This window comes from Bradyrhizobium sp. YCK136 (assembly GCF_044570075.1).
Taxonomy (GTDB): Bacteria; Pseudomonadota; Alphaproteobacteria; order Rhizobiales; family Xanthobacteraceae; genus Bradyrhizobium; species Bradyrhizobium diazoefficiens.
Genome location: NZ_CP172424.1, coordinates 1,089,759 through 1,101,627 on the forward strand (window position 1 = coordinate 1,089,759; position 11,869 = coordinate 1,101,627).

Sequence of the window (11,869 nt, forward strand, 5' to 3'; positions counted from 1 at the left end):
ATTGTCGCTAAGGGGGAGTCTCTTACTCTGACCGCCGCTAGCGGTCTTTCGCAGCCAACGCTGCGACAGAGTAGGGACCGTTCAATGTCATCACCCCATCGACCGGAAGTAACAGGGCGCGCAGTTGGTAAAGTGGCCAGCCGTGAGCCAATCGGCACGCTATTTGTCGAGATGGACCCCAACGAAATCGTGCGAACGAAAAACGGGAAAAAGGTTTTCGGTTTGGGTCCAACGCAGATCGCAAAGAAAATCAAACTCGGCGAAATTCCGGCTCCCATCAAGCTGTCCGAAAGCGGCAGGGCGTCTGGTTGGACGGGGTGTCAGATCAACGAGTATCGTCGCCAGCAGGCGGAGCGCATCCAAGCAGCCCCTATCGCCTCCGCAGCCAAGTTCAAAGGGGGCAAGTGACATGCCCCAAAAGAAAAACCCCGCCGCTGTGGCAACAGCGGCAGGGGCACAGGGTATTGCTGTATCTAAGAACACCGCGACTATAGCCCAAACCGGGGGCAAGGCCAACGGCCCCGCATTCACCAGCATCCGGCGCGGGCCGGGGGGCAAGGCCGAGTGGCTGGTGTCGATCGAAGGCGTGGTCTGCACCGACGTGCCTGTGAGCGATCAGCGTCTGCGAAGATCCAAAAGGTTCTGCAACGTCCTCCGGCACAGGTGCGGTGTCAACTTCGACCCGATCCCTCAGGCCGCGTGGTCCGCCATTGTCGAAGCCGCGATTGCGAAAGTAGGTGCAGCATGATGGCGCATCGCGACGCCGCGCTGGCCTACGCCGCGCGCGACTTATTCGTATTTCAGGCACGCTACAAGAGGCTGAAGACCGGCAAGTGGAACAAGCAAGGCCGCTGGTCCGGCAAGAAAACGAACGGCCTCAACTGGGCCATGACCAAGGACCCGATTGAGATACAAAAGCTCTGGGTCAGCCATCCCGACGATCCGCTCGGCATCCCGACGGGATCGGTAAATCGTATCTTCGTCCTCGACATCGACACTATCACCGTCGATGGCCACAGGCACGACGGTTTCGCAGCCCTTCGCGCGTTGGAGGGGAAATACGGACGGCTGCCACCAACCTTGACGGCGCAATCACCCACGGGATCCGTTCACTATTACTTCCGATTGCCGCCAGGCATGAAGATCAAGAATAGCGCGTCCGAGATCGTAATCGAGGGTGACACCCGCGCGCTCGGCATCGACGTTCGGGGCGAAGGTGGCATGGTGATTGCGCCGCCGTCGAGACATCCGCGCGGTGGCCAATATCGATGGCTCAACGACCATGACGTGGCCGATGCGCCACCGTGGCTAATCGAAATCGTGCCCAAGTCAGACGCCGTACGGCAACGGCAGAAGTCTGGGGTCGCGCGTCTGCATGTGTCTGCCAAGCCCAAGGTCGCACGCATCTTGGATCCGGTCCTCACTGCGATGGTGCGGGCAGACAGCGGCAAGGGCGTGTCGCTCCTGCCGGAGGACAACGACTTTCCCAATATCGAGAGGATCAAGCTGGCTTGCAGGGCCGTACCGAACCGGGATCTCGGATGGGACGACTGGAACACCGTCGCCATGGCCATATGGCATGCGACCAACGGCAGCGCGGAGGGTCTCACGATCCTTCATGCTTGGTCACGCAAGAGCGCCAAATACGACGCGGCCGAGACCGGCGACCGCTGGGCCATCATCACCAAGTGGCCACCGACCAGGTTCAACGGCATGGCCAAGCTAGTGGTTCTCGCCAAGCTGGCTGACCCCGAGTGGGAGCGATGCGATCCGCGTCTCAAGATCTGGGCCGCGCTCGCTCGCCTTCCGTTCAATGAGAAGTATCAGTTCGCCGTTGGCACAGCAGTCCGAGCCGGGTTGGGTGATGCTGGCTCTGATCTGTTCGCAGACTGGGGAGGCAGCGGTTGGGAGCAGTGCATCGATAGGCCGGGACACTGCGGGGACAATTTATATTGCCTCGCCGACAAGCACGATCCCACGTGGCGGCATTTGTACCGCAGGATGCTGGATGCGGGGGTGCAATCGTGAACACCATATCCGTGCTCGAAGAGAAGGCCGTGGCTGAGGTTAAGGCCAAGCGCCCCCCCGCATTGGTGCCATTAGAATTCAAGCACTCGCAACTGACCGGTACGCCATGGGTTGCGGTTGGCTTCGCACTGCGCGGAGCCGTGACCATCATCTCGGCGACCGGCGGCACCGGCAAGACGCAGTTCACGCTTCAGGCGGCGATCGCGTTCGCGTTAGGCGAAGAGTTCGCGGGCTTTCGTCCAATGCGCAAAAACCTCAAGATAGCATTCGTATCCGGCGAGGAGCCGCTCGATGAGATATGGCGACGCATCGCGGCGATTGAGGTCGACAGGGTCGGTTACAAGTCCGCCGACATCGAGAAATTCAAGGAGCGCCTGAAGGGCAGGCTGTTCATTTGCCAAGGAAAGAACGTCGCCTTGGTCACGAAGGGCACCACAAAGAATGATGTTGCTCAGCGAACGTCGTTTCACGAGGAACTGTGCGAGGACATCATCGACCTGGGCATTGATCTGGTTATTCTGGATCCGCTCATCCGTCTGCACGCTGGTCTCGATGAGAATTCTGCAGAGATGCAGGAACTTCACAACGCCGCCGACGACATCGCAACGCGTGGCAAATGTGGCGTGGTCTTGGTTTCCCATACCAACAAGATGTCTAAGGGAACCGTGGACGACCAAAACGCGGCGCGTGGCACCAGCGCCATGACCGACGCCGCGCGCGTCGTAATCATCATGTCAAACATGACGGAGACGCAAGCCAAGGACATATTGCCCAAGGCTGAGCAGGCGACCTACATGCGTTATTGCCGCCTCGGTGATCCGAAGCAGTCCTACACGGTCAACTCGGGCTCGCAATGGTTTCGCAAGAAGACCATCAAACTCCCGGTCACGCTGGAAGACGGCACCGACGATTATCGCTTCGTTCTGGAGCCGTGGAAGACAAGCAACGACATACTGTCGGCGGAATGGCTTCCGCGGTTTATAGAACGGCTGAAGCAGGGTCGGGGCGATGGCGAAGCCTTCACTGCAGCGACCGACGGCCCGAAATCTAGTCGCGCCGACGCGTTGTTGCAGGCTCATTTCAACCTCTCCAGAGATCAGAGCAAGGAGTCATTGGACCAACTGGTCAGTGCCGGAATTCTCCGCGTCGTCGAGAAGCACAGCACCAAGGGCAAGAAGATGGTTAAGGTCTACGAGGTCCTCAAGGGCGAGCCAGCGCAGGCCGATGATGAACTCCTATAAGCCCAAATTGCGCAGTCCCCGCAATATGCGCGCAAACTGTCTGCGCACACTGCGCAAGGGCTGCGCGCAGTCTGAAACCCTATATACAGACTGCGGGACTGCGCAGCATACGGGCGGGCACCCCAGCAGCGCGGTCTGTAGGCCGCCAAGGCCGGGCCTACAGACGGACGCAGCCAGAGGTGTGCCTACGGTGGCTGGGCCACATGGAGCCACATATGCCGGTCCGAATTTTGGGCCCCTACAAACAACCTGGTTCAGGCGCATGCCACCCAACGCGCCCTCGCCGGTGGCACAGACCGGGGCGTATGGGCGCGCTTCGCATGGGCTGTGGGGCCAATGGGCAGCTTTGGGGGTTCGGCCTACCGGCGGCCCCCACAACGGGGCGCACGGCCCCAGATATGGGCCACCGACCGGTGCGTGTGGGCGCTTCTGCATGGCTATGGGACCAAAGGGCAACCTGGGGATTTCGCAGCACCAGCGGCGCCCGCAACCGGGCCTACGGCCCCGGCCAGCGCGTACCAAACGGCCTCGGGTCAAGGCGCTACGATGGCATCCTGCCGCAACGGGCCGAGGTTTGGGGCGAGCGGTACGGCGGCTTAGCCTGGCAGCTGGTTGGCAGGCCGTTTCGAAAATTGTGGTGGTGGTGCCGTTTCCAGCAACCCCACGTTAGGCAATGCAATGCAATGCGACGGCTATGAGGGCTACGAGATCATTGGCACGGAAGCTGCTGATTCCGAAGCCGACCGGTGTGGTAGCTAAACTAGAGGATAGACAGGCGGTATACGATGCCCCGTGGTCATAGACCTAACTTAAAGATACCCAGGAAAGGCGAGCGCTTCGGCGGCCGTCAGAAGGGCACAGTGAATAAGGTGACCCGCGAGATCAAGGAGGCGATCGTCCTTGCTGCGGAGAAGAGCAAGCGCTCCAAGGGCAAGGGACTCGTCGGCTATCTCACGTTCCTCGCCGACAATAGGCCGGAGACATTCACGGCTCTCCTCGGCCGCCTGATCCCGCTGCAGGCCAAGGTGACCGGTGACTTCAACATCGACCACACCATCAAGGCCAAGCCCGAGACGCAGATGACGCCGCAGGAATTGGCGGACTACTATCGCAAGCTCCGCGCATTGCCCGCTAGCAACAAGCCCCTCGTCATCATCGACAACGATACCGGCGAGCCGCTGTACTCGAAGGCCGCAGATTGATTGTGCTCGTGCTGCTGCAGCCGGGCCGGGTGCCCATGGCTAGTGCGCGTGACGATTTGGCCAACAGCGTGGCTGGCGTGATTGCTACACTGGCCGCGGGCATCCGCGGATAGCCGCGATCAATTGTATCGCCCCGCCCTCTCATTGAAGCCCCTTTTGATCAGCGCTGTGTCACCACGACACTCCATGCCCTTCAAATGGTTGCCAGCCTGCGATTGCCAACTGCGCGACAGTTACTCAAGATTTGCGATGCGCTTGTCAAACCCCAAGCGCTCTAAAAACTCGGTAACGAACCAGGCTGGCGGTGTTGGCGCCGATTTAGCCTTGAACTTTACATAAGCCTGCCAAGCTTCAGGATACGCCAAGGAAGCGGGCAGGATAGATTTGTCGGGCGACACATCGCTTTTAAGACTCTCGGCTACACGCAGTACGCTGACGCCTGCTTCCAATGCACTTGTTCAAAGAGTTATCGACGCAACTGCGTAGTGTTCCTTTTTCTCAATTCTCGATGATTCGACGCCTAGCTTTTCCATTTTTTGGGTCAGCTCTTTCAAGGCCTGATTACTTGCACCCTTCCGGGTGTTCTTCGCTTCCACAACGACAATCTCAAGCAAGCCTCGGTTGAAGCGGATAAAGACGCCGTCAAGTTCAGCGATCATTTTGTGGTTGGCATCCTCTACGATGACGGCACGCGTAGCGACCATCACCGTTCCGACCAAAGCGCCTCGAACCTCGCGCCTCAAGCACTCGATTTCCCACGCTCTATCTTCGTGTATCTTGCGCCGTCTTGTCTCCCAGGCAGCCTCCCTCGACCAGTTGCTCCGTTTGGCCTTCTGGTCGACTACATTGATCGAATAGTCGGAGAATCCACCCCGCCCATCGAGCCGCAAACGCAAGGCTTTTGGCAACCCTCGGGAGAGCAAATATCTAAAGAGATCTGACGTTGACTCATCGGAAATCCAGGCGAAAACCAATGGTAGCCGGAAGTGAGTAGCGTAGCAGCGCCTGATGAAACTCAGCAGCGCCTTACCAACGCGCCCCTCATCTGCTCTTTTGATGTTATCGCCGCACTCATATAAATCGACGAAACAGTTTGAGCCCTGCGGCCCAGCGTAGCTAGTGACGAAGATCTTCCAATGGGAGCCATTCACTTCGTCCGCAAATCTTGTTGCTTCCGTGAGCGGCTTTATCTTATCGGGTCCGAAGTATCCATCGGACATAAAGCGGAGACGAAGTCGATGGTGCCAATTCAGTTTGCCGGGTCTGTAGCCCCAGAATTCGGCAGCTTTCGCTCCAAGTATCCAGTTTACAAAGCGTGACTTCGAACTGGCAGGAGTCCTGCTTGAGTTCGCCAAACTCTTGTCGAGACTCTCAATCAGCCCACCTATGCGGTCAAGCTTGTACCTATTGGCGGATTCGGACGAGTAGGTTTCTTCTTGGAGATAATCGAGCAGGCTAGAGATCAAGCGCGTCGCGGAATTGGAATCACTCTCTATGAAATCAGATGGACGTTCAATGATCCGCTGTAACAGCACTGCTGGGTGAAATTGAACGTAGGTGGGTAGGTTGGTTAGATCTAGGTATATGTGCGCCAGACGTCGAATCTTCGCGAAGTATGTCCTGGCTCTTAGCAGCGGCTCATTCTCTGAAGGCGATACCAGTGCATTCACGAGTTCTACGTAAGCGCTCCTTTCTACGCACCTATGCAGTTGAGCGCGGGGATGGGATGAGGTGTCCACCATGAACGAGGTGGACACCATCGATGATCACTCCAGAAGAACTTTTGAGACTTGAGACGGTCGGCGTGTTGCGCAATGGGCGGCGTCGCTATGATCCGGCCAGCAAACAGCGGCTGGTCGAGGCCTGTCTGCAGCCTGGCGTGTCGCTGGCGGGGCTGGCGTTGCAACACGGCGTGAACGCGAACCTGCTGCGCAAATGGGTGGCCAAGCGACAACGTCAGAACGGGGATGGCCAGCCGGAGGCGCCGATTGCGCCAGCCTTTGTTCCGGTTCGCGCGCCGTCGCCGTCGCCAACTCGATCTGCTGGCGCGATCGCGGTTTGCGCGACGGAGCGATCCTGTGCAGGGCGGCTGACGGCATCGATGCCCAACGGCGTGACGCTTTCGCTGGAAGGCGGCGACGCGCAGTTGCTGTCGGCGGTGATTGAAGCGCTGGGGCGTTGCGATGTTCCGGCTGGCGTCTGATCTTCGGGTCTACCTTCACCGCGAACCGATTGACTTCCGGGCGGGCATCAACAGCCTGGCGATCGTGGTCGAGCAGTCGATGGGGCTGGATCCGTTCCAGCGCGCGGTGTTCGCGTTCTGCAATCGTCGCCGCGACCGGATCAAGCTGCTGATTTATGACCGGTCAGGATTTTGGATGCTGCTGAAGCGGCTGGAGGCCGACAGATTCCACTGGCCCCGAAGTCAGGAGGCGGTGCTGACGCTGACGACGGAGGAGCTGCACTGGCTGCTTGACGGCATCAACATCGCGGCGGTGCGTCGTCATCCGGTGCGGCAATATCACAGCGTGGGCTGAGCGTGTTCGATGCGGGCGGCGTCATCAGCGCTATCGGATGACGCCGGCCACCGCATGGAACTCGGTTGACGCGGCGGCATGACTTCGATTCAAGACTACGATGAGTCGCAGGCCCACGACGCACGAGCTGGAAGCCTTGATCGCGGCGCACGCGGCCGAGCTCGCGGCGCTGAAGGCGGAGAACGAGAAACTCGCGCAACGCGTCCTGCATCTTGAGGAGCAGTTGCGCCTGGAGCGCTTGCGCCGCTACGCGCCGAAGAGCGAAAAGCTCAAGGAGCGCATCTTCAACGAAGCCGAGCAGGCCGCCGCTGAAAGCCGGGACGACGACGATGTCGAGGCGGTCGCCGTGCCGGACACGGGATTGCCGGAGGCTCCAAAGCCGGCACCGAAGACACGCGGCCGCAAGCCGCTGCCTGACGATCTGCCGCGCCAACGCGTCGAACATGATCTGGGTGAGGATCAAAAGGACTGTCCGTGCTGCCGCAATCGGATGCATCGGATGGGCGAGACCGTCACCGAGCAGTTGCACGTCGAGGTGAAGGCGTCAGTGCTGCAACATGTGCGGTTCAAATATGCCTGCCGTCACTGCGAGCGCACCGCGCTGAACACCCCGATCGTGACCGCGCCGATGCCGGCGCAGCCGCTGCCGGGTAGCGTCGCCACGCCATCGACGCTGGCGCTGGTGCTCGCCAACAAATACGTCGACGGCACGCCGCTGTACCGTGTGGCGGACGCGCTGGGGCGCGCCGACGTCAGCATCAGCCGCGGGACGCTGGGCAACTGGGTGATCCGGGCGAGCGAGTTGCATCTGCATCGGGTCTATGACGCGCTACAGCAAAAGCTCAGGTCGCAGCCCCTGGTCCACGGCGACGAAACCTGGGTCCAGGTTCTGAAAGAGGACGGCCGGGATGCGCAGGCCAAATCCTTCATGTGGGCCTATCGCAGCGGCCAGGACTGCGCGCAGCCGGTCGTGCTGTTCGATTACCAGCCCGGTCGCGGCCAGGAACATCCTCAGGCCTTCCTGGCCGGCTATCGTGGCTTGTTGATGAGCGACGGCTATGACGCCTGGGGCACGCTGACAGGCGCGACCCATCTTGGCTGTATGGCGCATGCGCGCAGGAAATTTACCGATGCGCTCAAGGCCAGGAAGACGCCCGGCGGTCCGCCATTGCAGGCGCTCAAGTTCTTCGAGGCGTTGTATGAGGTCGAGAGGGTGGCGCGCCAGACGCCGCCCGACGACGAAACGCGCGCCGCATACACCTTGCGGCTGCGCCAGCAGCATAGCCTGCCGGTATTGGCCGCCTTCCGGACCTGGCTCGACGACCAGGCGCCGAAGGTCCTCCCCGAAAGCTTGACCGGCAAGGCGATCGCCTATGCGCGCAACCAATGGGATTATCTGACCCGTTACACCAGTGACGGTCTCGCCCCGATCGATAACAATGTTCTGGAGCGCGACATCAGGCCGTTTTGCACCGGACGAAAAAGTTGGCTGTTCAGCGACACCGTTGCCGGCGCCAAGGCAAGCGCCGTGATCTACAGTTTGGTGCTGACATGCCGGGCATGCGGCGTCGATCCCTATGCATGGCTACGTCACGCGCTCACCGAATTGCCCCAGCGCGCGCCAGACGCCGATATCGAAGATCTGTTGCCGTTCAACTGCACCGCTCAAAAAAACCTGCCAGCTGAGAATAGCGGCTGACGTTCGAACGCTCAGGTCAACCAAGCCGTTCCGATGACACTGCTGGGGCCCGGCGTCACGCGACGCCGCGGCCAGCCGCGCGCGTAGCCTGTGCGGTAAAATACGCGCTTACAGTTCTACCGCAAAACCAATGTTCTTTGTCTCGCGTTGGTACTTGCTGAGAGACCCATACAGGTCCAGCGAAAGCCAGCTAATGGCCCTGTGCAAAGAGGGAACATTTTCATCACGAATGACAGTTTCTGCAAACTCTTTCGCCCGCTGCTCAGAAAAGCTGTCGATGAACAACTGGCGCAACGGCGGACGAGAAACAAGAGCTTCCAAGAGAAAGCGTTCGGCTTCGTAAGTCCCCTTCAGGTGGCCGAACTCTTCCAGAAACGCCCAGCATTTGAGTAGTTCTTCGCCACTCGACACGCTTAGCGTTGGCGTGAGCCAAATCTTAGAGGAGAGGCCGAAACCTTTGGCTCGGTCCTTGAAGAAATGCACGAGGTAAAGTTGTAGAATAAGATACTCGTATCGAGAATGCTGACCGCACCGAAGCACTCGCCTTAGCTCACCCAAATGATCAAGCCTCTGCCAGTGCTCGGGCCCCGACATCGGAAACCAGCTCAGCAGTTTGAATATCTCGGCGCTCTCGGCATGAAGCGGAATTTTGACCCGCCCTATGACGGGAAACGAATGCTCCAGCACAGTTCGAGCACTCGCTGGCTCGGCGATCACGCCGCCAGCCTGCAAGGCATTCAATCCAGTCATCGCCCCCGCCTTCCCTGGTGTTATTATTAGACGCCACAACTAGAGGGAGGCAACCCCAACGTTCGTTGACGGGGCTAAGCCGGAGGCTCAAAATCCAACAAAAGTGCGAGGCGCTGGAGCGAGAGCGTTACCGCCAATTGACCCGCGACGGGCCTCCTATGATCCGCACGCCGCGCGCTACGGGACGCATTGATCCCAGGGCACTAAAGGGATTCCGGAGGCCACCGACTATAATTCTGGCGCGTCCGGCGTCTCTTGCTCCACAATGTCCTTTGGACCCAACGCCCAAAGCATATTGATTGTGCTCAGATAAAGCACCACTTTCTTCTCCTCAGCATTGATGATGCCAACACCACCGGGATCATGTTCAGAGCCAAGTTGAGTACTCCAGGCGTCTCCACCGACATCCTGACAAGAGCGTCGAAGGGCCGCTTCAGCGCCAGCACGACGACCTGCCACAAACCTTGGCGCAACTAGACCGAAGAACATGCCCTTCCGTTCACCGAAGATGATGAAAGATGGCAGGTCACCGGAACGATACAATCGCTCAATAGGCTGGAACACGCGCTCGTCGTGATCTTCATCCCAGATAACCGCAAAATCGTGAAACCTTGCTCCCCCCTGCAACGGCATTCGGCTCTCATCGTGAAACACAGTAGCCCTGAACACGGAGTAGTGCGTACCACGGCCCAGCGAGCCGACTGGGGTGGTTTCGTCATAGAGAGTTTGGAAAAAGGGGGAATACGTGCGCATTTGAGCACTGCTCCTTCCGGGAGTATAATTGGCTTCCGCCAAATAGGTGCGTTGGATTTCGTCCGCGGCACCGCCTGACGACAATATCAGCGCAAAAGACTTAAGAGTCAACGTATGGTCAGAGGTTCAACCGTTGCGACCTGCATCCCGCCCGATCAGCGCGTCATTTCCCAAGCAATTCCGAAGGCGCGCGCTGTCCCTTTGGTAAATGCGAGGATTGGTAGCTAATTCAACCATCAACGTTCGCGTTCTGAAAACCCAGAGCCTAGAACGTTTCTCGGCCTCGCCCAGAGTGATCTTCCGAAGTCGCGTTAGCAATTTTGGCTGCCTCGCTAGCTGTTATGCCTGACAGCGGATGTCAGAAGCTTCGCCGTCTGCGCCGAGGACAGGCCCATACGTCGAGCCAATTTGATGCGCACCCATCTTCTCGCAGCATTTAACGTGCTGCGATTTTAAGGGTCTGGCGCTTTGCTGGTCCACGCGAGGTCTGTGGCTTTTGCGATCATTGTTCGCCCTGCGACGTTTGTTCAGTCTGTTTGATTTTGTGAAACGTCGAAGCATTAACGCGGCATCACAGCCACATTGACGAAATTTGAACGTTGGCCACCAGCCGTCCCCGAAACAAGATCGAGAGCTAGCGGAGGCTCTAGGAACGATGCTTCTAGGAATGTCTTTCAGCTATGCGGTACGAGGCTCCGTCTCTCGAGCACCTCGAAATGCGAAATCGATAGGGGAGTCGCCGCGCAGGTAGAGCCCCATGGACTGACGAACATGTGGTTCTAAGGCGTTAAAAGCAGGAGGCTCAGAGGAAAATCAAACAACAATCGACGGTACCGGATGTGTTGTCCCTGACCTAGGCTCCCGTCGACAATCGGCAGTCGGGAGAGACAGCCTTCGAATGCGCATGCGGCAAACGCTTGTGGGACGACTGAGGCGTACCTCCGCGCCGACTGCACAGGAAGCGCGACCGAAACCAAGAGGAGTCAAACTGCGCGCCTTATCCGTCGCGTTCGTCGCTTTGGCTCCGTTAGACCAGGCTCAAGCACAAGAGGCGCCCGGCCAATTCATCAGGGCATCATGAGCAATGTTTTTGAGCTTGATGAAAAAATGCAGCCTAAGATCGGGTGGTGTTTCGTTCCCGAACGGGCCCTGGTAGCTGGCGATGTGATGCTCGCGCAGAAGGTCGCGCTCGAAACCGACGAAGCCGCAGTGCTCGCGCTTGCCCACCGGTTTTCTCCGAGACTGCCATCCCTGCCACGAGTAGTGCGGCGTGCTTACTAGGCCTCTGGCGGGGCCGCCGCTTGCGACGGCGGCAGCCCCTAGCCGCGAAGGCGGCGTCTACGCGATACATGGGCGCCTCCGCGGCTACAGGTAAGCCTCAACCCGGCGATCGCCTTGCGCAATGTGATCTACTTGTTAGTCCTACCGGACGGCTTGCAGTTCGTAACGCGTTTCTCGATATCCGCCATCGTTCTGGCGAACGCTTCGCGCAGCTGCTCCGCGTGAGCTGCGCTCTCCGGTTCACTGAGATATGCAATCCTGATCAGCAGCCTGTTTAATAGATACGTGATGCCAAGATTTTCCGAGTGCCGTGATCGCAGGGCCGTGATCTGCCGGCGCATCTCGGCGAGATCAAGCATTTCGTGTTTCGACCGCCTC

At 59.1% G+C, this 11,869-nt stretch carries 13 protein-coding genes; 7 read left to right on the top strand and 6 right to left on the bottom strand.

Annotated elements, in window-relative coordinates:
- Positions 1–84: 84 nt before the first annotated feature.
- The 4 genes from ACFLEY_RS05245 to ACFLEY_RS05260 all read left to right on the top strand — a co-directional run bounded on the left by ACFLEY_RS05245 (position 85) and on the right by ACFLEY_RS05260 (position 4,471).
- Positions 85–408, top strand: coding sequence for an AlpA family transcriptional regulator (locus tag ACFLEY_RS05245; RefSeq protein ID WP_211433863.1), 324 nt, complete (start codon positions 85–87; stop codon positions 406–408).
- Positions 409–744: 336 nt separating this feature from the next.
- Positions 745–2,028: a bifunctional DNA primase/polymerase gene (locus ACFLEY_RS05250; protein WP_211433864.1), complete on the top strand. Its 1,284-nt coding sequence runs from the start codon at positions 745–747 to the stop codon at positions 2,026–2,028.
- Positions 2,025–3,269, top strand: a complete 1,245-nt coding sequence (locus tag ACFLEY_RS05255) for an AAA family ATPase (RefSeq protein WP_211433865.1) — start codon at positions 2,025–2,027, stop codon at positions 3,267–3,269. Before ACFLEY_RS05250 ends, ACFLEY_RS05255 begins: the two co-directional genes overlap by 4 nt.
- Before the next feature lie 860 nt (positions 3,270–4,129).
- The gene (locus ACFLEY_RS05260) at positions 4,130–4,471 is read left to right on the top strand and encodes a hypothetical protein (RefSeq protein WP_211433866.1); all 342 of its coding nucleotides are present in this window, start codon (positions 4,130–4,132) and stop codon (positions 4,469–4,471) included.
- Between the two features lie 233 nt (positions 4,472–4,704).
- On the opposite strand, the gene ACFLEY_RS05265 is transcribed toward ACFLEY_RS05260, so the two are convergent.
- Positions 4,705–4,920: a hypothetical protein gene (locus ACFLEY_RS05265; protein WP_211433867.1), complete on the bottom strand. Its 216-nt coding sequence runs from the start codon at positions 4,918–4,920 to the stop codon at positions 4,705–4,707.
- Positions 4,921–4,929: 9 nt separating this feature from the next.
- Positions 4,930–6,231 (bottom strand): hypothetical protein, encoded by a 1,302-nt coding sequence (locus ACFLEY_RS05270; RefSeq protein WP_396604547.1) that lies wholly within the window; start codon positions 6,229–6,231, stop codon positions 4,930–4,932.
- 2 nt (positions 6,232–6,233) lie between these two features.
- On the opposite strand from ACFLEY_RS05270, the gene tnpA reads away from it, so the two are divergent.
- The 3 genes from tnpA to tnpC all read left to right on the top strand — a co-directional run bounded on the left by tnpA (position 6,234) and on the right by tnpC (position 8,707).
- Positions 6,234–6,674 carry an IS66-like element accessory protein TnpA gene (gene tnpA / locus ACFLEY_RS05275; RefSeq protein WP_035693717.1) on the top strand — a complete coding sequence of 147 codons (441 nt, stop codon included), beginning with the start codon at positions 6,234–6,236 and terminating at the stop codon, positions 6,672–6,674.
- Positions 6,655–7,008: an IS66 family insertion sequence element accessory protein TnpB gene (tnpB, locus tag ACFLEY_RS05280; RefSeq protein WP_018270214.1), complete on the top strand. Its 354-nt coding sequence runs from the start codon at positions 6,655–6,657 to the stop codon at positions 7,006–7,008. The genes tnpA and tnpB overlap by 20 nt, the downstream gene beginning before the upstream one ends.
- 100 nt (positions 7,009–7,108) lie before the next feature.
- Positions 7,109–8,707, top strand: coding sequence for an IS66 family transposase (tnpC, locus tag ACFLEY_RS05285; RefSeq protein ID WP_018270215.1), 1,599 nt, complete (start codon positions 7,109–7,111; stop codon positions 8,705–8,707).
- Between the two features lie 108 nt (positions 8,708–8,815).
- Here the strand turns inward: tnpC and ACFLEY_RS05290 are convergent, their stop codons facing one another.
- From ACFLEY_RS05290 to ACFLEY_RS05305, 4 genes are all read right to left on the bottom strand, one after another.
- On the bottom strand, positions 8,816–9,457 hold the full coding sequence (locus tag ACFLEY_RS05290) for a hypothetical protein (RefSeq protein WP_396604548.1): 642 nt from the start codon (positions 9,455–9,457) through the stop codon (positions 8,816–8,818).
- A 228-nt stretch (positions 9,458–9,685) separates the two neighbouring features.
- Entirely contained in the window at positions 9,686–10,210 is a 525-nt protein-coding gene (locus ACFLEY_RS05295; RefSeq protein ID WP_211434582.1) for a hypothetical protein, read from the bottom strand.
- A 1,038-nt stretch (positions 10,211–11,248) separates the two neighbouring features.
- Positions 11,249–11,437 carry a hypothetical protein gene (locus ACFLEY_RS05300; RefSeq protein WP_396604549.1) on the bottom strand — a complete coding sequence of 63 codons (189 nt, stop codon included), beginning with the start codon at positions 11,435–11,437 and terminating at the stop codon, positions 11,249–11,251.
- Between the two features lie 182 nt (positions 11,438–11,619).
- The gene (locus tag ACFLEY_RS05305) at positions 11,620–11,850 is read right to left on the bottom strand and encodes a hypothetical protein (RefSeq protein ID WP_249163615.1); all 231 of its coding nucleotides are present in this window, start codon (positions 11,848–11,850) and stop codon (positions 11,620–11,622) included.
- Positions 11,851–11,869 lie beyond the last annotated feature (19 nt).